Source organism: Burkholderia thailandensis E264 (genome assembly GCF_000012365.1).
GTDB lineage: Bacteria > Pseudomonadota > Gammaproteobacteria > Burkholderiales > Burkholderiaceae > Burkholderia > Burkholderia thailandensis.
In genome coordinates, this window is record NC_007650.1 from 904,012 (window position 1) to 923,400 (window position 19,389).

Sequence of the window (19,389 nt, forward strand, 5' to 3'; positions counted from 1 at the left end):
GAAACCAACATGAAACCACTCGCAGCCCATCCCGCCTATCGGCACGAGCCGGCGTTCTGCCGGCGTCACCGCAACGAGCGCGGCGCGTCGCTGCTCGAGAGCATCGCATATCTCGGCGTCGCGGCGATCGTGATCGTCGGCGCGATCGCGCTGCTCGGCTCGGCGTTTTCCAGTGCGAACACGAACCGGCTCGCCGAGGAGCTGAACGCGATTCAGACGGGGACGAAGAAGCTTTATATGGGGCAGGTGAATACCTACGGGACTGCGTCGCTGAACGCGAACCTCATCGCGGCGAAGGTGTTTCCGAACACGCTGCCAACCGGCACCAACGATGCAGTCTCGAATACGTGGGGCGGTACGGTAACCGTGAAGGGAGCGGGACAGACTTTTACGGTCGAGTACACGAACGTCCCGCGCGATGTCTGCATCAATACGCTGACTGCCGGCGGCAACTGGGTTTCGGCCAAAGTGGGCGAGAAATCCGTGAACTATCCGGTTGCGCCGACCAACGCGACGGGTGCTTGCGCCGACAACGCCACGATCGTCTGGACGTCGAACTGACGCCGCCCGAGTCGTTTTCCAACATTCACGCCGCCGCTCATGTACGCGTTAGCCGCCGCACTGGCCCTCGCATCGCTTGCCGCCGTCTACGCGACGCTGCATGGCCCGTCCGTCGTTCCCGCACTGCAACCGGCGCGCACCGCGCAAGTGCTCGCCGACGACCTCGCCGTCTATCGCCAGGCGGCGCTCGACTACGCGCGCGCGCATCCGGGCACGCGCGGCGCGGTGCCGAACGCGCAGCTCGCGTTTCCAGCGTGGTATCCGGGCGCGAACCCGCTATGGCGCAACTACGTCGAGAACGGCACTGTCGTCGCGTATGCGGCGTCGATGCCGCCCGTGAACATCGCGGGCGAGATCGCGACGCGCGCCGACGGCTCGCTGCTCGCGGGCGTTGCATACCGTGGCGCGGTCGTGCGCCCCGCCTACGCGTATCCGGGCGCGCCCGCGAACGGCGTGCCGCTGCCTGCGGGGCTTTCGATCGCAAACGGTCTTCCGGTCTGGATGGGGCAGGCGTACTGATGCATTTCAAGTCTTCCCGCCGCCGCGCGCGCGGCTTCGCGCTGATCGAGATGCTCGGCGCGCTCGCGATCGCCGCGCTGATGCTGGCCGGCATCGCGGCGATGATGGACGCGTCGCTCGACGACGTGCGCGCGCAGCAGGCCGCGCAGTATCAGGCGCAGGTGACGGCCGCGGCGACGCGCGCGTTGAAGCGCGACTACGATGCGTGGCTGCAGCGCGCGAACACGCAAACGCCCGTCGTGATGACGCTGGCCGATCTGCAGGCGGCGAACGATCTGCCCGCCGCGCTGCGCCCGGCGAACGCGTACGGCCAGCACACCTGCGTGCTCGTCAAGCGGAGCGCGAGCGGCGCCGGGCTCGACGCGCTCGTCGTGACGACAGGCGGCGAGACGATCGGCGACAAGGACCTCGGGCTCGTCGCCGCGAGCTCGGGGCCGGGCGGCGGCTCGATCAGCACGCGCTTTTCGACGGAGGCGCGCGGCGCGTTCGACGCTTGGCGCATGCCGCTTGGCGCATACCTCGGCGGCAGCTCGCCGAAATGCGATCCGGCCGACGCCTCGCCGCCGAACGCCGGCCACCTCGCGAACGAGATCTTCTTCAACGGCCCGGGCCAGCAGATCAACAGCGACTACCTGTACCGCGTCGGCGTGGGCGGGCATCCGGAGGCGAACGCGATGCAGGTGCCGATCTGGCTCACGCATACGTTCGTCGACGGCAGCGTGGACGCGGCGAACTGCGGCGCGGCCGGCGGCTACACGAACGGCAAGCTCGGCGCCGACGCGGACGGCAGGCTGCTCAGCTGCAGGAACGGCGTGTGGCGCGGCGCGGGCGGCTACTGGAAGGACCCCGTTGAGACGGCCAACGATCTGCCCACCGATGCATCGAATGAAAAAGGCGACGTGCGCCTCACGCTCGACACGTTCCGCGCTTATGCGTGGACGGGCGGCGCCTGGCAGGCGCTCGCGATCGATCAGAACGACAACCTGATCGTGCCCGGCGTCGTCTCCGCGAACCGGTACGAAATCACCGGGCGCGTCGTCGTCAACACGCCGTGCGCGGCGGATTCCACCCGGCCCACTGCGGGGCTCATATCGATGGGCCAGGACGGGCAGGTGCTGTCGTGCCAGAACGGCAAGTGGCTGCCGCAGTCGGGGATCAAGATCGGCAGCACCGACATGGATTGCCAGATCCTGATGGCGACACCCGGCGCGAAGGATTTCCCGCAATGCTCGCACACCTACACAGGCGGCTATCCGAACGGATCGTTCATCACGTACGCGGACGACGGCACCTACACGTACCGGATCGAGCGCCCGGTCACGCTCGACAACAACGGGCTCATTTCGGTGAGCGCGTACATGCACATGAGCTACGCGGTCTGCAATTCGAAAGGCTGGGAAGGGCAGATGCGGCTCGTCGTCGAGATCGTCGATATTCAGGACAACAAGGTGATCGCGCATGGCGATGCGCAATCGCCGAAGCTCATCGACGATGCGGCGACGATCAACGTCACGCTGAACCAGGCCGCCGAGCCGCGGCGGGGCTACAAGGTCGTGCTGTACAGCAACTGGGCGACCTACTCCGGCCCCGGGACGCCGTGGACGTCGGACTACTGCAACAGCAAGCGGACATTCCTCCAGACGCCGCTCGCGACCGGCTGGACGATCAATTCGTTCTATTGAACGGGCCTTCGCCGCGCGCGGCCGCCGCCGCGCGCCGCTGCGGTTAACTGCAGGGGTCTCCCATTCGCGGCGCGCGATCCGTCCGACACGGCGGTGCGCGCGCCCCCACCGGACGGACCCATGAAGGCCAAGATCCCCGTTTTGCTGACCCTGCTGTCCCTGCTGTGCTCGCTCGCGAGCCTTTCCGCCGATGCCGCGCCGATCCGCTGGCGCAGCACCGAAATCCAGTACGCGGCGGAAGGCAAGGACGTGAAGGACGTGCTGCGCGATCTCGCCGCGAGTCAGAACATCGCGGCGAATGTCGCGCCCGGCGTGAGCGGCGCCGTCAGCGGCAAGATGAAGATGTCGCCGCAGCGCTTTCTGGACACGCTCGCCGCATCGTTCGGCTTCGTCTGGTATTACGACGGCACGGTGCTGTACGTGACGCCCGCGAGCGACATGAAGAGCACGCTCGTCAAGCTCGATCACGCGAACACGGGCGACCTGCGCGATCTGCTCGAACAGATGAAGGTGGCCGACCCGCGCTATCCGATGACCTACAACGCGCAGCAGCGTACGGCGCTCGTCGCGGGGCCGCCGCGCTATGTCGAGCTCGTGACGAGCGTCGCCGAGCGGCTCGACGAGAATTCCGCGCGCACGGGCGGCACGCAGATCCGCGTGTTCTCGCTGAAGCACGCGTGGGCCGCCGACCGCGACGTGAACGTCGACGGCACGACGGTGTCGATGCCGGGCGTCGCGTCGCTGCTGAACCGGATGTATCACCCGGGCGACGGCAAGCGCGCGTCACAGACGACGGTCGGCAAGCCGATCAGCCGCGCCGCGCCGATGACGGATCTCGGCGGCGGACGCGGCGGCGTGCCGCCGTTGCCGCCGCTGCCGCCATACCTGCAGGCCGCGCAGCCGGGCGACGGCGCGGGCATGCCGGCGGGCAGCCCCGGCGGACAGGGCGGCGATCCGCGTGCGGGCGGCATGTTCGCCGCGGCGATCGCGAATCCGGGCGCGGGGCGCGCGCCCGGCGGCGGCATGCCCGACGCGAACGGCGTGCCCGGCGGCGCGGGCGACGCGGCCGATCTGCCGGTGATCCAGGCCGATCCGCGCACGAACTCGATCCTCGTGCGCGACGTGCCCGAGCACATGGCGCAGTATCCGGACCTCATCGCGCTCCTCGACGTGAAGCCGCGCCTGATCGAGATCGAGGCGCGCATCATCGAGATCGACGAAGGCGCGCTCAAGCAGCTCGGCGTCGACTGGCGCGCGCACAACAGCCATGTCGACCTGCAGACGGGCACGGGGCTCACGTCGCAGAATTCGTATGCGAACGGCACGCTGAATCCGACGTTCGGCTCGATCTCGCTTGCCGGCAACGATTCGGTCGGCGTGCCGGCGAGCCCGCTCGGCCTGTCGCTGACGGCCGTGCTCGGCGACGCCGGCCGCTATCTGCTTGCGCGGATCGACGCGCTCGAATCGTCGAACCAGGCGCGCACCGACGCGAGCCCGAAAGTCACGACGCTAGACAACGTCGAGGCGGTGATGGACAACAAGAAGCAGTTCTTCGTGCGCGTCGCGGGCTACACGTCGGCCGACCTGTACAGCATCTCGACGGGCGTGTCGCTGCGCGTGCTGCCGATGGTCGTCGAGGAAGGCGGGCGCACGCAGATCAAGCTCGACGTGCGGATCGTCGACGGCGAGCTGTCGCAGCAGAGGGTCGACAACATTCCGGTGATCGTGTCGAACGAGATCAACACGCAGGCGTTCATCGAGCAGGGGCAGGCGCTCCTGATCGCGGGCTACAAGGTGGACGCTCGCTCGAGCACGCAATCGGGGGTGCCGGTGCTGTCGAAGCTGCCGCTGCTGGGCGCGCTGTTCCGTTCGACCGACAAGCAGGACAGCCACAGCGAGCGGCTCTTTCTCGTGACGCCGAGGGTGATCGAGCCTTGAGCGGGCGGCAAGCGGCCGCTTCGCGCGGGCGGAAACCGCATGCGCGCCGGCCCGAAGTGCGCGCGCATCGCGGTCATCGTCCGAGATAGAGATAGAGCGACGCGAACGCCGCCGCCACGATCGTCGCGGCGAGCGGCAGGCGGAACTGCGGCGCGCACTGGGCGATCTTGAGCATGAAGCCGGTGTGCATGCGTTTCGGCGACGCGAGAAAAGCGACATACCAGGCGGCGAGATTCAGGCCGAACGCGATCGAGAACAGCGCGCCGATTCCCGCCGTGCGCATCGACGCATGCAGGAGGCCGGATGCCGGCGGCGCGCCGATGCAGATCCACTGCCCGAGCAGAAGGCCCAGCCCCAGCGCGCCGAACGAATAGGTGTTGAGCATCACCTGATACGCGGCGAGCGCGAGCCACTTCTGCCGCGGCGCGGCGACGAGCAGGCCGAAGAGAATCATGCCGAGCGCGCCGAACACGTTCCAGATGTGTGGGCCGATGCCTTCCTGGATCGCTGTCTGAAGGTACGTGACCGGCTGGCGGCTGTGCAGCCAGTCGGTCACGACGACGCCCGCGATCGCGGGCAGCGCCCATGCGGCGAAGGCCACGAACGCGTCGAGGAACGCGCGGCCGGGCCAGAAGTCCGAGCGCACGAAACCGCGCGTGTGATGGCGAAGCCAGTGAAGGATTCGAAGCAGCAGCGTATGCAGGACGGGAGCGGCGATCATGTTCAAGCGTGGGCCATGCGCGCCGGACGCACGCGCGACGCGTGTCGCGGGGCGGCGGGTGACGGCGCGCGGAGACGGCGGATGATTCGAGGTTGACGGCGGCGTGCGGCGAAACTGGGCATGGGCAGCCGGTTTGCTTGCGCACGCTTCGAATCATCGCCGAAAACGTTCGGCGCCGGGGGCGGCCGCGATGCCGACGGTGCGGAGCTATCGTGATCGCAGCCGGCATGCGCCGGTTTGCGCATGCTGCCCGGCGCGGTTGACGTGCAGACGGGGCAGGGCGATCGCCGCGGCTCGACGCGCGCCGGCGCGGCTCGGCATCGCGCATCGTCGACGCGGGCACGGCGCGGCGAAAACGCGCCGCTTCAGTTGCGCTTGCGCGAGCGCATCCGCACCGCCGAATCGAACAGCGCCTGCGCCCGGGCGAGCTCGTCGAGCGCGTGATCGAGCCGCGATACAGCGGACGCGTATTCGACGCTCGACGTCGTCTCGCCGGCGTCGCCGCGAACGGCGCGAAATGCGCGGTCGACGTTGCGCGTCGCCTCGAAAAAACGTTGTGCGGCCTCGGCTTCCCGGGAATGCGGGATCGACGACATGGGCGTTGCTCCTCTGTTGCCGGATATGCCAAGCCGATCGCAAGCGCTCGCATCGCGCGATGCGCATCGGCATGAACCGCTGAATGCAACCGCATCGGCCGCCGCGCTTGGCGCCGCGAGCCGATGCTCGCTCCGTTCCGATCGAGCGGCCCGCCTTGGCGGGACGGCAACGGATGACTGGCGCGCCGGACGATGCGCAGACCGATGCGCAGACGATGCAACGCCGCGCGTGTCGCCGCGCATCGCGCGTGAGGCCGTGCGCTCAGGCGGGCGGCGCGTCACCACGCATGGTTCGCATGCACGGGCGCCGCGTTGCCGAACGGCGCGACGGATTCGACGGGCGACAGATCGAACAGATCCCGCGTGAACCCGCGCGCCTGCTCGGCGGCGGGCCGGCGGCGCAGGCGCGCGACTTGCTCGACGAACGTATCGAAATCGCCGTCGCGCGTCGCCTTCGTGATTTCCGCGAGATCGCGCGCCTTCAGCACGCTCGGTTGCGTGAGCCGCACGAAGTACGGCGCCTCGAGCTCGACCGACAGCGCGAGCGGATAGCTCTTGCCCGTCTGTTCCGCCTCGCGGCCGACGCAATCGACGACCGCCGCGCTTTGCGCGGCGCCGAGCGCCTTGCCCGTGCTCACGCTGCGCAGGTGATCGGGATACACGCGCAGGCGCGTGCCGATGCTGAGCTCGGTCGGCGATGCGCACACGAGCGCGTGGTAATGCTCGCGACGCCGGCCCGACGGCAGCGTCGCGCGGCTCGTGATGAAAGTATGAAGCGGCAACTGGCGCACCTGGCCGCCCGCATCGATCCACGCATTCCACAACAGCACGTCTTCCGCCTTTCTTTCCAGCTGCCTCGCCTTGCTCGACGCCGGCGAGAACAGCGCGATCAGCGAGCCCGTGCGGTGCGCGGCGATCTGCGCGCTGTTGCCGAGCGGCTGGCCGATGCCCCACAGAAACCGCCCGCCTCCGAGCCGGCGCTCCCATTCCTTTCTCAGCACGATCGTCGGGAGTGCTTCGCCGGATTCGTGACCGATCTTGGTCCAGCAAAACGTCGGGGGGAGGTGTTTCAGTGTCATCAACTTTCTCGGAATGCGGCCGACCGCCAGCTTCGACGATCAATTCATTAGGCGTTAATGTATATGTATAATGCATACTATGGAAGCCCCTAAGAGACATTTTTCTGTTCAGGACCTGTTGAGCCGACTATTGGCCGATACCCGCTCATCCAGCGAGATTGCCAGGCTTTCGGGCGTCAGTCAGCCAACCGTCTCGCGACTCAGGTCGTCGAGCGGGCGCCGGCTGCGCAAGAGCGCGTCATTCAATAAGCTATGCAGTTTCTACGGCGTGGAGACGCGGCAATCGGGCCGGCTGTCGGCGCCGTACAACGATCTGCTGCGCGAGGCGATCGTCGAGGCATGGGACGGCTCCGAAGAGCACGGCCGCGCGCTGCTCGGCGTGATCAAGGGATTGAAGGAGCTGAGCAGCAAGCCGGGATGACGGCCGGCGCGATGCGTGCGTTCGATCGCGTGCGGATTCGCGGCGCGCCGTGCGCGATCGCGGTCGCGCGGATGCGTCGCTAACGCCGCGTGCGGCGATGAGAACCGGAATCGCACGCGACCGAACGACATCCGCTGCGTGGATCGCGAATCGGCGTGACGAAAGGGGGAGGCATTTCAGGTGTCGCCCGCGATGACGCGACGCGGCGCGATGGAACCGCGCCGGCATGCATCGTGACGATGTGCGCGGCCGGCGCGCGGCGCGCCGGCCGGTCTTGCCCGCGTTGCGATGCGGGCCGCCGAATGCGGGCCGCACGTTTCGCGGCTGCTTTTACTTGCGGCCGAGATACTGTTCGGTGCAGATGTGCGTGAAGTGGATGATCGACGTCCGCTCCCGGATTTGCGCGTTGTCGAGATACGCGACTGCGAACGCATACGGGTTGTAGGTGATCCGCCAACGATCCGAGGGCACCGACATCGTATTGAAGTCGCCCGTTACCGTTCCGCCGCCCTGGCATACGCCGACGTTCAGATTGACGAGCAGGTTGCCGCTCGCGTCGGTGTAGCCCGACGTTTCGGTCAGCAGCGTGTTGGGGCCGTTCGGGCCCGCGCTGTCGTATGCGCGCAGCCAGACGCGCTCGCCGGGCGGCAGGCGGACGTTGCCCGTCGAGTCCCACGCGATGGCGCCCGCCGACACAACCCGCGCGACGTTCTCGTTGCCGCGCACGAGATGCGTGATGTTCTCGTTGTCGAGGAAGCGATAGAAGCCCGCGGTGCCCGCGCCGTCCGACACGCGCAGCGTATACGGCTGCGCGGCGGGCGCGGTCGTGCCCTTGTCGTAGACGCGGAACATCAGCGTCGCGCCCGCGGGCGACGTGATGTTGTACGACGTGCCCGACGCGAGCGTCGCCCACGTGTTCGGCGCGGTCTCGAGCTCGGCCGTCTGCGTGCCCGCGCCCTTGAACGTCACGTAGTTCGCCGTTTGCGTCGACGGCACTTGCACCGCGTAGTAGTCGAAATCCGCGACCGTATCGAGGTTCGCGCTGATCTGCTGGTTGCCCGTCAGCTTCGTCGGATGCAGGATCGAATCGTTCGGTTCGTAGCTGTCATAGCCCGTCGTGCCGAACACCTGGAACTGGAACGGCGCGTTGCCCGCGCCTTGCTGCGCGCTCACGAGCAGCAGCAGGCGCACCGGGCCGTTCGGCACCGCCTCGACGATCTTGTTCGGCGACAGGTCGGCCTGGCTGTCGAGCACTGTCCACGAACCGTCTTCGTTGACCTGCACGAGATGCGCGTCGTGCTGTTCGTTCGCGGGCAGGTTCACGACGTACGCGACGATCTTCGTCGCGCTCGGCGCGACGAACTGGAAGCAGTCGGCTTGGCCGGCGGGCGCGGTGACCGCGTTGTACGCGGCGCCGACCGTCACGTCGGTGCAGTTCGCGACGGGCGGCGCGACGGTCGCGGCGGTCGTGGCGGCCGATGCGGCGAGCGTCGCCTGACGCTTCGCGAGCGGCGCGCGCATGCCGGCTTGCCGGATCGCGCTGGCGGACAGCGTCGGCAGCGGCCGCGGCAGGTTGGGCAGCGACGCACGGCGCGCGGCGAGCTGTTCGCCGATTTTCGTCGGCTCGGCCCGGCTCACGCCGTCCACGTGCGATTGCGCGGCGATGATCGGCGCTTGCGCCCAGGACGGGCTCATTGCCGCCGCGGTCAGCAGCGCTGCCGCGTACTTCAGTTTTTTCATAGGGTCTCCGTATGTGGATGCGCTCGATGCGCGGAAATCATCATACGTTTGCCGGAGAAAAAAGGGGCGGGAAAGTTTCGGATTTGTTTTGGGGCGGATGAATCGGCGCCGCGCGGCGGGGGCGCGGTCAGCCGGTTTCGTCGCGGGCGGCATCGCGACGGTCGACGGGCGGGCGGCGCGGTTCGGGGTGGCGCGACGCGAAAGATGCCGCCCGTCGCCTTTCTTCGCCGGCGCGCGCGGCCCGCCATGGCGCCGGTTCGCGCGCGACTTGGGGGCGCTTACGCGCGCCGCCTCACGCCGGGCAGCACGCAGAGCATCTCGTAAGCGAGATTCGCGCCGACGAGCGCGGTGGTGCCGAACGGATCGTACGGCGGCGCGACCTCGACGAGATCGGCGCCGACGATGTCGAGCCCCCACGCGCCGCGCACGATCTCGAGGCCCTGCGGCACCGTGAGGCCGGCGATCTCCGGCGTGCCCGTGCCCGGTGCGTACGCGGGATCGATGCCGTCGATGTCGAAGCTCAGGTAGACGGGGCCGCCTTGCACGCGCGCGCGCACTTCGTCCATCAGCGGCGCGAGCGAACGGTTCCAGCACGCCTCGGCCTGGACGACGCGAAAACCCTGGTCGCGGCACCAGTCGAAATCCTCGGCCGCGTAGCCGGTGCCGCGCAGCCCGATCTGCACGACGCGGGAGCAGTCGAGCAGGCCTTCCTCTACCGCGCGGCGAAACGGCGTGCCGTGCGCGATCTTCTCGCCGAACATCGTGTCGTTCACGTCCGCGTGCGCGTCGACGTGGATGAGTCCGACGCGCCCGTGCCTGCGATGCATCGCGCGCAGGATCGGCAGTGTGATCGTGTGGTCGCCGCCGAGCGTGACCGGGCGGCAGCCGTGCGCGAGGATTTCGTCGTACGCGGTTTCGATCCGCGCGATCGAATCGGCGAGGTTGTACGGGTTCGTCGCGATATCGCCGACATCGGCGACGCGCAGCGAATCGAACGGCGCCGCGCGCGTCGCCATGTTGTACGGGCGCAGCAGCACCGATTCGCTGCGGATCTGGCGCGGGCCGAAGCGCGCGCCCGTCCGGTTCGACGTGCCGAGATCGAACGGCACGCCGACGAAGCACGCGTCGAGCGCCGCGGCGCTCGACGCGTGCGGCAGCCGCATCATCGTCGCGATGCCCGCGAAGCGGGGCATCGCGTTGCCGCTTTGCGGCTGGAAGAACTGGTCCGACATCGTTTTCCCCCTCTTCATATCGAGTGCGCCGTATCATGCCGGGACGGCGACAGATTGGGTTGTATGCCGCCAGAATGGCGGCTTGAATCATGAAGATCGAACGTTCACATTGATGAACATCGATGCATCGGCGGCGCTCGCCGTGGAGAGGACATGCTCGGCACCCTGACAGATCTGGACCTTCGGCTGATCCGCGTGTTCGTCGCGGTGGCCGACGCGGGCGGCGTGAGCGCCGCGCAATCGACGCTGAACGTCAGCCAGCCGACGATCAGCACGCAACTGTCGACGCTCGAGACGCGCGTCGGCTTCCGGCTGTGCGAGCGCGGGCGCAGCGGCTTTCGGCTGACGGCGAAGGGCGAGCGCTTCTACGCGCTCGCGAGGAAGCTGTACGCGGCCGTCGACGAATTCGCGAGCGAAGCGCGACACATGGACAAGACGCTCGTCGGCACGCTCGCGATCGGCCTGATCGGCCACACGCCGATCAGCGAGAACGCGCGCGTGAGCGATGCGATCGCGCGCTTCCGGCGGCGCGACGAGGCGGTGCGCTTCGTGATCTCGGTGCGCCCGCCGGGCGATCTCGAGGAGCGGCTGCTGGGCGGGGACGTGCAGATCGCGATCGGCTATTTCTGGCATCGCGTGCCGGCGCTCGAGTACGCGCCGCTTTTCGTCGAGCGTCAGGTCGCGTACTGCGGGCGCGGTCATCCGCTGTTCCGGCGGGCCGGGCGGCTCGCCGCGGCGAGCGTCGCGGATTTCGAATGGGCGTGGCGAACCTACCCGTCGCCGGAAGTGACGCTCTCGACGACGCCCGCGAAAGTCACCGCGCATGCCGACAACATGGAAGCCGTCGCGCTGCTGATCCTGTCCGGCCATCATCTCGGCTATCTGCCGCAGCATTTCGCGGCCCCCTACGTGAAGCGGGGGCTGCTCAAGGCGCTGAATCCCGGCGCGCTGCGCTACGACGTGACCTTCGACGTGGTCACGCGGCGCGGCGGGCGTCGCGATCCGATCGTGCAGGCGTTCCTCGACGATCTGACTCAAGCGCACGGGGGCGACGCGGCGCACGCGTGAGCGGCGTCCGCGCGCGGCGGCATGCGTCGGACATCCGACGAGAATCGCGCGAACCTCGTACGAAATCCGCTTGATTTCCCGCATGATTCCGCGCGGTTCGGCGGCGCGCGCGCATCGATGCCGCCGGGCGGTGCGCGATTCGTTTTTTTTTGCGGCGCCGCGCGCGGGTGGACCCGTTCCATTTGAGCCAGGTCAAGCCGAGCGGCTGCGACCGCACGCAGCATCCATTAGGGCGAATGGAGTTCCGCAGGCGCGCGTCGGCGGGCTCGCAACGGAGCAATGCGATGGAACACGGGTACGGGCGTCGTCGGCGGCGAAGGCTGGGCAAGTGGATGCAGGTGCTCGGGCTGAGCGCGCTGTTCGCAATCGGCATCACGTGGATCGGCGCGGCCGCCGATCATCCGGTCGAGCAGGCGATCGTCGACGGGATGGCCGCGCCGGAATGCGCGGCCGTGCGCGCGATGCCGGCCGGATCGCTGCTGTCGGCGCGGCAGCCGGACAGCGCGGTCTGCCGGTCGTTCTTTCTGTACCGCGCCGCGTATGTCGACGCGGCGAGCAGCGCGCAAGGCTATTCGGCCGCCGTGATGCGCGCGCGCGTCGACGAGTTCTGGCAGCTCGTCGGCTATGTGCTCGCGCTGTGGTTCGTGTTCGTCTGCGTCGTCGTCGGCATCGTCCTCGTCGTGCGGCGGCTGTTCGAGCAACACACCGGACACCACAAGTCGACGCCCACTTGAATCGCGCGGGCGGGCGCGGCTGCGGGGCGAGCGGCGGGCTCGTCCCCAGGCGGGCGCGCCGGCCGAATCGCGGCGCGCGGCGAGCGTGTCGCGCAGTTCGGGGAACGGCGGGGGCCCGCGGCCGAAACCCGCGCCGTTGATTACGATCAATTGCCGCCCTCCGAACCGTAGCAGCATGAGTGTCAAGCCATACGAATACTCGTGCGCCATGTCCGATTCCCTGTCCCTGCGTCTGCCCCCCGAAGCGCTGCGTCGCGTGTGCGATCCCGCGCAGCTCGACTTCGCCACGACCGCCGAGTTGCCGGACCCCGACGGCATCGTCGGGCAGCAGCGAGCCGTCGATGCGATCCGCTTCGGCATCGAGATCGCGCACGACGGCTATAACCTGTTCGTGCTGGGGTCCGTCGGCGCGGGCAAGCATACGGTGCTCGATCAGTTCCTGAGCGCGCGCGCGAAGGCGGAGCCGGCCCCCGACGGCTGGTGCTACGTGCACGACTTCGCGCATCCGCACAAGCCGCACGCGCTGCGCCTGCCGCCCGGCCGCGCGTGCCGGCTGCAGCGCGACATGGAGCAACTCGTCGACGAACTGCGCGCGGTGATTCCCGCGACGTTCGAGAGCGACGAGTATCGCGCGCGCGTCGAGCAGATCGACGGCGAGTTCGCCGCGATGCAAGAGAAGGCGTTCACCGAGCTCGGCGACGACGCGGCCGCGCAGAACGTCGCGCTGATTCGCACGCCGCTCGGCTTTTCGCTCGCGCCGATGCGCGACGGCGAGGCGCTCAGCGAGCAGGAATACGAGAAGCTGCCGGACGACCGGCGCGCGGCGATCGACGACAGCATCGGCGCGCTGCAGGGGCGGCTCGAGAAGCTGCTGCGCCAGGTGCCCGTCTGGCACAAGGAGCGGCGCGAGCGCGTGCGCGCGCTCAATCGCGAGGTGGCGATGTCGGCGGTCGCGCATCTGATGGACGAGCTGCGCCGCGCGTATGCGGATCTGCCGGATGTCGCCGCGTACCTGGAGGCCGTGCAACTGGACGTGCTCGACAGCGTCGACGAATTTCGCAAGGGCGCCGACGGCGAGACGCCGCCGGGGACGATCTCGTTCGCGCGCTATCAGGTCAACGTGCTGCTCGACCATGACGCATCGGCGGGCGCGCCTGTCGTGTTCCAGGATTTTCCGTCGTACCAGAACCTCGTCGGACGCATTGAGCATCGTGCGCTGCTCGGCACGCTCGTCACCGATTTCACGCTGATCAAGCCGGGCGACCTGCATCGCGCGAACGGCGGCTATCTGCTGCTCGAAGTCGACAAGGTGCTGCGCCAGCCGTTCGCGTGGGAAGGGCTCAAGCGCGCGCTCCTCAAGCGCGAGATCCGCATCGAATCGCTCGCCGAGATGTATAGCCTGGCGAGCACCGTGTCGCTCGAGCCGCAGCCTGTGCCGCTCGACGTCAAGGTGATCCTGTTCGGCGATCGCTGGCTGTACTACCTGCTGTACGAACTCGACCCGGATTTCTGCGAGCTCTTCAAGGTGTCGGCGGATTTCGAGGAGGACCTGCTGCGCGATCGCGACGGCCAGGCGCTGTACGCGCGCCTGATCGCCGCGGCGGCGCGCCGGCACGAGCTGCTGCCGCTCGATCGCGGCGCGGTCGCGCGCGTGATCGAGCAGCAGGCGCGCAACGCGGGCGACGCGCAGAAGCTGTCGCTGCACATGCGCACGCTCGTCGATCTGCTGCGCGAATCGGATTTCCGCGCGCGCGAGCGCGGCGTCGACGTCGTGTCGCGCGACGACGTGCAGCGCGCGGTCGACACGCAGATCGAGCGCGGCGACCGCGTGCGCCGCCGGCTGCAGGAAGAGATGCTGCGCGGCACGCTGCTGATCGACAGCGGCGGCGCGAAGGCGGGGCAGGTCAACGGCCTGTGGGTGATGCGGCTCGGCAACTTCTCGTTCGGCCAGCCGGCGAGGATCACCGCGCGCACGCATCTCGGCGAGGGCGGCGTCGTCGACATCCAGCGCGAGGCGAAGCTCGGGGGCGCGGTCCATTCGAAGGCGGTGATGATCCTGTCGTCGTTCCTGAACGCGCGCTATGGCGGCAACCTGCCGCTGTCGCTCGGCGCGAGCCTCACGTTCGAGCAGACCTACGGGCAGGTGGAAGGCGACAGCGCGTCGGTCGCCGAGCTGTGCGCGCTGCTGTCGTCGCTCGCGGACGCGCCCGTGCGGCAGTCGCTCGCGGTGACGGGCTCGATCGATCAGCACGGCGACGTGCAGGCGATCGGCGGCGTCAACGAAAAGATCGAGGGCTTCTTCGATCTGTGCCGCGCGCGCGGGCTGACGGGCGAGCAGGGCGTCGTGATTCCGCGCGCGAACGTCGAGCATCTGATGCTGCGCGAGGACATCGTCGGCGCCGCGGCGGCCGGGCGTTTCCACGTGTACGCGGTCGATTCGGTCGACGAGGCGCTGACGCTGCTCACGGGCGTCGACGCGGGCGCCGCCGATGCGTGTGGCGAATTCCCGCCAGACAGCGTCAACGGGCGCGTCTGCGCGAAGCTCGCGTCGTTCGCCGACGTGCGGCGCACGTTCGCGCAGTCGCATTGGGTAGGCGGGCGGCACCGATGGCGGCCGGCGGTCGACGGCCACGTGCGCGTCGTCGCGACGAAGGGGAGGCGCAATGAATGAACCGGCGAATTATCTGGCGTTCCTGCCGACGGGCAAGGGGCTGATGTGCGCGACGACGATGATCGTCGTCGACGAGGACGTCTACGGCTGGTACACGGGGCCGGGCGCGCGCGGCGTCGTCGCGGCGTTCTTCATGCTCGAGCATTACTACTCGACGCACGAGACGGCGTTCTATCACAGCGTTGACGACGACGCGCGCGGGCCGTGGGTGCTCGCGTGGCCGCCCGTCGAGATCGACGCGGGGCGGCTGCCGCCCGTGTCCGACGCGATGTGCGTCGAGCTGGAGCGCATGCAGGACGCGTTCGCCGCCGAATGGCTGTTCTATTGCGACGATCCGGCGGCGGCGGCCGACGCCGCGTGGTATCGGAAGCAAGGGCTGCCGCTCGAAGGCGTGGGCATCCGGCATGCGCGGCTCAATCGGCTCGACCGCGGCGGGATGCTGTGGACGTATGCGTCGCCGTCGCTCGACTTGAACATCGTGGACTTCCTGCGGCAGCGCTGGCCGCTCGATTACGCGCTCGCGCCGTGACGGCGAGGCGCTCGCCGTCGCGTGCTTCCGGTGGCCGGCGGGCAGGCCGCTCATCCGCGAATGAGCGGCGCGTCGGGCGCGCGCGAACGGCGCGCGCTCATCGGCCATCCCGCTTTTTCGGGGCGGCGCGCTTGCGCGCGGGGCGCGGCGCAAGCGCGGCGGGCGCCGGTTGGCGCGCGGGCCGCGCCGAATGCCCGGCGGCGGCGCGCGCGCCCGCGGAAGACTTCGCGACTTTGCCGTTGCGCGCGGGCGCGGCGATTTCCTGCTGCGCGGCGGGCTGGGCGGACGCCGCGCGGACATGGGTCAGCGTGAGCGCGAGTTCGATGTCGAGCGCGCGCAACACGTTGAACAGCCGCTCGACGCTCGCCGATGCCGGGTTTCCCTCGAACTGCGCATAGGTCTGCTGCGTGACGCCGAGACGGCGCGCGAGCATCGCCTGCGTCAATCCGGCCGACTTGCGCAGGCCGCGCAGGATCGGCCGCAATTGGTCGAGCGTCCTGATCTCGTGTTCGATGATGATGGTCATGCGCGCATCCGGTTGAAATGCCAGGTTTTGCCCGTACACCGGAAAACAGCCTATATGCTGTCAATCGAATTTACAAGATATAGCCTGTATTTTCATGAAACAGTCGATAGCCTGTTTTCCGGAGACGGCCTCTTTTCCGGATGCGCCGGCGTGCCGCGCGCCGGTGACGGCGAGTCGATTTGTCGCGGCGCGCGGCGCGTGCCGATGCGCGAATCGATACGGCAACGTTTGCGTATGACGAATGATTCGTTTGCGTGCCGGGGATTCATGCATCGACCCTGTTTTGAAGCGGTTTCGGCCGCGTCGGCGGCGTCGTTTTTCCGCAAAAAATTGCGCTGCTCCATGCGCTTTCCGGCGGCAACGTCCCGTATAATCCGCAGCCTTTTCACAATCTGACGATCAGCTCCATTCGGGCTTCGCGTCGGCGCCGGATACGGCAGGCGACGATCGCGCGAATCGAGCGATGTCGATCGGTGTCGAGCGGCGGCGCAACGCGGCCCGCCGCATCGGCACGCGAATCGAGCGCCGGCCATGTGCCATTGTCCGGCGCGATGCGCGATCGAAATCGTCAGACCGAAAAGCGGCAAGCCGGCGATGCCGTTGCGGCGCGTCCCGCGAGATCGCATTGCCTGCGTTCGCGCTGCACGCTCCGCAGGAATGCCCGGCAGGGCGGCGCGCGAGCGGGGCGATTTCCGCGCGCCGGCCGCCGTGCGCGAACGATCGACTCGCATCGTTCGCCGTGTGCGAAGCGGCGCCGGCCTGGCCGGCGCCGAGTGACATGACGGGGGCGCTGCCGTCGGGACGGGATGACGGCGCGCGGTCACGCACGCGCAATCGACACACGGGCCATGAGCGGCCTGTCGGGCGGCAGGCGGCTCGCGCCTGCGCGGACGATTGCGCGCGACTCGATTTCGAGACAGTCAGCAGGCCAATCAAATGTTCGCCGATAACAGGCCAGGTTTTTTGCGGGGAAGGTACGGACATCAACCGGCGGCGGCGCCGGCCGTGCGGCATCAAAGCCGGTTTCGCATCGGCGCGGCGGTGCCGGTGAAGCCGATTGCAACGTTCGCTTGCGCATTCGCGATCGCCTCCGCGCTCGCTCATCCGACGGCATCGCGCGCCGCGCCCCAGCCGCAGCGCGCGCAGCCGCAGCGGGAGCAGCCGCTGAGCCCGCCGCCGGCATCGCTCGCCGCCTCCGCGCCGCTCGTCATGCCGCTCGCCGCGCCGAAGCCGCCCGGCATCGCCGGCGCCGCGATCCGCGTGCCGTTCGCGACGCTCGGCGCATACGAGCCGCTGCGCCTGCGCGGCAGCGACACCGCGCGAACCGTCAACGTCGGCGTGCGGCTCGACCGCGTGGTCACGGCCGCGCGGCTGCGGCTCACGTATACGTATTCGCCGTCGCTCGTGTTTCCGGTGTCGCATCTGAAGGTGTCGATCAACGGCGAGGCGGTCGCGACGCTGCCGTTCGACGGCGGGCACGCCGGCCGCGCGATCACGCAGGAGATTGCGCTCGATCCGCGCTACTTCTCCGATTTCAACCAGATCGAGCTGCGCCTCATTGCGCACTACACGCTCGACCATTGCGAGGACCCGGAAAATTCGGCGCTTTGGGCCGACGTGAGCCCGACGAGCGAATTGATCTTCGATGAGGCTTCGGTGCGGCTGCCGAACGATCTCGCGCTGTTGCCCGCGCCGTTCTTCGATCGTCGCGACAACAGCCGGCTGAGGCTGCCGTTCGTGCTGCCCGCGACGCCGGACGACGCGACGCTGCGCAGCGCGGGCGTGCTCGCGTCCTGGTTCGGTGCGCTCGCCGATTACCGGCAGGCGCGCTTTCCGGTGTCGTCGGCGCTGCCCGCGAACGATCACGCGGTGGTTGTCGGCACGGCGGCGCAATTGCCGGCGTCGCTCGCGCTGCCGCCGATCGACGGGCCGATGCTCGTCGTCGCAGACAATCCGGCCGCGCCCGACAAGAAGCTGCTCGTCGTCACGGGCCGCAGCGCGGCCGACGTCGATGCGGCGACGAACGCGCTCGTGCTCGGCAACGCCGCGCTGTCCGGCCCGTGGGCGCGCGTGTCGCGCATCGACATCGGCGCGCCGCGCGAGCCCTACGACGCGCCGCGCTGGGTGCCGGTGAACCGGCCGGTGACGTTGCGCGAGCTCGTAGACGACCCGGCCGACCTGCAAGTGCGCGGCAGCGCGCCCGATCCGATCCGCCTGAACCTGCGCGTGCCCGCCGATCTGCATTCGTGGGGCGGCGCGGGCGTGCCGCTCGCGCTGCACTATCGCTACACCGCGCCGACCGTGCGCAGCGATTCGATGCTCGCCGTCGAGATCAACGACCAGCTCGTGCAGTCGTACCGGCTCTCGCCGCGCAGCCAGGACGCGCTCGGCCGCGTGCAGTTGCCGCTCTTGTCCGGCTCGGACAGCCGCGCGACGAACGACGTCGACATCCCGGCGTTTCGCGTCGGCAGCGCGAACCAGCTGCAGTTGCGCTTCACGCTCGATTCGGAGAAGACGGGGCTTTGCACGGGCGTCGCGAGCGAACCGCAGCGCGCGGCGATCGATCCCGATTCGACGATCGACTTCTCGCGCTTCATCCACTACGCGATGCTGCCGAATCTCGCGTATTTCGCGAACAGCGGCTTTCCGTTCACGCGCTACGCGGATCTTTCGCAGACCGCGATCGTGCTGCCGCAGCGGCCGTCGCCGGCCGAGCAGGAAGCGTATCTGACGATGCTCGGCCACATGGGGCAATGGACCGGCTTCCCGGCGCTGCGCGTGCAGGTCGCGCGGGCCGCCGACGCGCCGCGCATCGCGCACAAGGATCTGCTCGTGATCGACGGCGCGCCGCCGTATGCGCAACTGGCGCACTGGCGCGACGCGCTGCCCGTCGCGATCGGCGAGGGCGCGGGCGAGAGCGGCGGCGGTTTCTCGCGCGCGGCGTTCTCGGTGAAGGAGCGCTGGCCCGGCGACGCGCGCTCGCCGGCGGGCGGGGCGCGCTTCGAGCAGAGCGGCGCCCTCGCCGCGCTGTTCGGATTCGAGCGGCCGGGCAGCGACGGGCGCAGCGTCGTCGCGCTGACGGCGACCGACGCGCGGCATCTCGGCGATCTGCTCGACGTATTCGAAAAGCCCGGCCTCGTCGCGCAACTGCAGGGCGACGTCGCGCTCGTGCGCTCGGGCGCGGTCGAGAGCCTGCGCGTCGGCGAGCCGTATCTCGTCGGCTACGTGCCGTGGTATGCGCGCGTATGGACGGCGGTCGCGAAGCATCCGGCGCTGCTCGGCCTGCTCGGCGCGGCGGCCGGGCTGCTGCTCGCGCTCGGCGCGTTCGGCGCGTTGCAGCGGATCGCCGCGCGGCGGCGGGGGATCTGACGC

General features: G+C 69.0%; 17 protein-coding genes. 10 read left to right on the plus strand and 7 right to left on the minus strand.

What is annotated here, in order from left to right; genetic code table 11:
* Nucleotides 1-9: 9 nt before the first annotated feature.
* The 4 genes from BTH_RS04035 (at nt 10) to sctC (ending at nt 4,700) form a co-directional block, all read left to right on the plus strand.
* Nucleotides 10-561: a type 4 pilus major pilin gene (locus tag BTH_RS04035; RefSeq protein ID WP_011401021.1), complete on the plus strand. Its 552-nt coding sequence runs from the start codon at nt 10-12 to the stop codon at nt 559-561.
* Between the two features lie 39 nt (nt 562-600).
* Complete coding sequence (gene pilM / locus BTH_RS04040; protein WP_009896034.1) at nt 601-1,080, plus strand: type IV pilus biogenesis protein PilM; 480 nt, start codon at nt 601-603, stop codon at nt 1,078-1,080.
* Nucleotides 1,080-2,762, plus strand: a complete 1,683-nt coding sequence (gene pilV / locus BTH_RS04045; RefSeq protein ID WP_009896036.1) for a shufflon system plasmid conjugative transfer pilus tip adhesin PilV — start codon at nt 1,080-1,082, stop codon at nt 2,760-2,762. Before pilM ends, pilV begins: the two co-directional genes overlap by 1 nt.
* 120 nt (nt 2,763-2,882) lie before the next feature.
* On the plus strand, nt 2,883-4,700 hold the full coding sequence (sctC, locus tag BTH_RS04050; RefSeq protein ID WP_011401022.1) for a type III secretion system outer membrane ring subunit SctC: 1,818 nt from the start codon (nt 2,883-2,885) through the stop codon (nt 4,698-4,700).
* A gap of 73 nt (nt 4,701-4,773) precedes the next feature.
* Here sctC and BTH_RS04055 read toward each other — a convergent pair whose 3' ends face one another.
* The 3 genes from BTH_RS04055 to BTH_RS04065 form a co-directional block, all read right to left on the minus strand.
* The gene (locus BTH_RS04055; RefSeq protein WP_009896038.1) at nt 4,774-5,421 is read right to left on the minus strand and encodes a hypothetical protein; all 648 of its coding nucleotides are present in this window, start codon (nt 5,419-5,421) and stop codon (nt 4,774-4,776) included.
* Between the two features lie 365 nt (nt 5,422-5,786).
* On the minus strand, nt 5,787-6,017 hold the full coding sequence (locus BTH_RS04060; RefSeq protein WP_009896039.1) for a hypothetical protein: 231 nt from the start codon (nt 6,015-6,017) through the stop codon (nt 5,787-5,789).
* 278 nt (nt 6,018-6,295) lie between these two features.
* Complete coding sequence (locus tag BTH_RS04065) at nt 6,296-7,096, minus strand: hypothetical protein (RefSeq protein ID WP_009896040.1); 801 nt, start codon at nt 7,094-7,096, stop codon at nt 6,296-6,298.
* A gap of 79 nt (nt 7,097-7,175) precedes the next feature.
* Here BTH_RS04065 and BTH_RS34275 point away from each other — a divergent pair, with 79 nt between their 5' ends.
* The gene (locus BTH_RS34275) at nt 7,176-7,517 is read left to right on the plus strand and encodes a hypothetical protein (RefSeq protein WP_009896041.1); all 342 of its coding nucleotides are present in this window, start codon (nt 7,176-7,178) and stop codon (nt 7,515-7,517) included.
* 330 nt (nt 7,518-7,847) lie between these two features.
* On the opposite strand, the gene BTH_RS04075 is transcribed toward BTH_RS34275, so the two are convergent.
* Nucleotides 7,848-9,257: a hypothetical protein gene (locus BTH_RS04075; RefSeq protein ID WP_009896042.1), complete on the minus strand. Its 1,410-nt coding sequence runs from the start codon at nt 9,255-9,257 to the stop codon at nt 7,848-7,850.
* 278 nt (nt 9,258-9,535) lie between these two features.
* Nucleotides 9,536-10,489, minus strand: a complete 954-nt coding sequence (speB, locus tag BTH_RS04080) for an agmatinase (RefSeq protein ID WP_009896044.1) — start codon at nt 10,487-10,489, stop codon at nt 9,536-9,538.
* 153 nt (nt 10,490-10,642) lie between these two features.
* Between speB and BTH_RS04085 the strand changes: the two genes are divergently transcribed.
* The 4 genes from BTH_RS04085 to BTH_RS04100 all read left to right on the plus strand — a co-directional run bounded on the left by BTH_RS04085 (nt 10,643) and on the right by BTH_RS04100 (nt 15,491).
* Nucleotides 10,643-11,557: a LysR family transcriptional regulator gene (locus BTH_RS04085; RefSeq protein WP_009896045.1), complete on the plus strand. Its 915-nt coding sequence runs from the start codon at nt 10,643-10,645 to the stop codon at nt 11,555-11,557.
* A 284-nt stretch (nt 11,558-11,841) separates the two neighbouring features.
* Nucleotides 11,842-12,291 (plus strand): hypothetical protein, encoded by a 450-nt coding sequence (locus BTH_RS04090; protein WP_025370174.1) that lies wholly within the window; start codon nt 11,842-11,844, stop codon nt 12,289-12,291.
* A 208-nt stretch (nt 12,292-12,499) separates the two neighbouring features.
* The gene (locus BTH_RS04095) at nt 12,500-14,962 is read left to right on the plus strand and encodes a Lon protease family protein (protein ID WP_009896048.1); all 2,463 of its coding nucleotides are present in this window, start codon (nt 12,500-12,502) and stop codon (nt 14,960-14,962) included.
* On the plus strand, nt 14,955-15,491 hold the full coding sequence (locus BTH_RS04100) for a hypothetical protein (protein WP_009896049.1): 537 nt from the start codon (nt 14,955-14,957) through the stop codon (nt 15,489-15,491). The genes BTH_RS04095 and BTH_RS04100 overlap by 8 nt, the downstream gene beginning before the upstream one ends.
* A gap of 97 nt (nt 15,492-15,588) precedes the next feature.
* On the opposite strand, the gene BTH_RS04105 is transcribed toward BTH_RS04100, so the two are convergent.
* Both BTH_RS04105 and BTH_RS34280 read right to left on the minus strand, forming a co-directional pair.
* Nucleotides 15,589-16,017, minus strand: a complete 429-nt coding sequence (locus BTH_RS04105) for a helix-turn-helix domain-containing protein (RefSeq protein ID WP_009896050.1) — start codon at nt 16,015-16,017, stop codon at nt 15,589-15,591.
* Between the two features lie 92 nt (nt 16,018-16,109).
* Nucleotides 16,110-16,748 (minus strand): hypothetical protein, encoded by a 639-nt coding sequence (locus BTH_RS34280; protein WP_167316228.1) that lies wholly within the window; start codon nt 16,746-16,748, stop codon nt 16,110-16,112.
* A gap of 316 nt (nt 16,749-17,064) precedes the next feature.
* Here BTH_RS34280 and bcsB point away from each other — a divergent pair, with 316 nt between their 5' ends.
* Nucleotides 17,065-19,386, plus strand: a complete 2,322-nt coding sequence (bcsB, locus tag BTH_RS04115; RefSeq protein ID WP_011401028.1) for a cellulose biosynthesis cyclic di-GMP-binding regulatory protein BcsB — start codon at nt 17,065-17,067, stop codon at nt 19,384-19,386.
* Nucleotides 19,387-19,389: the final 3 nt, after the last annotated feature.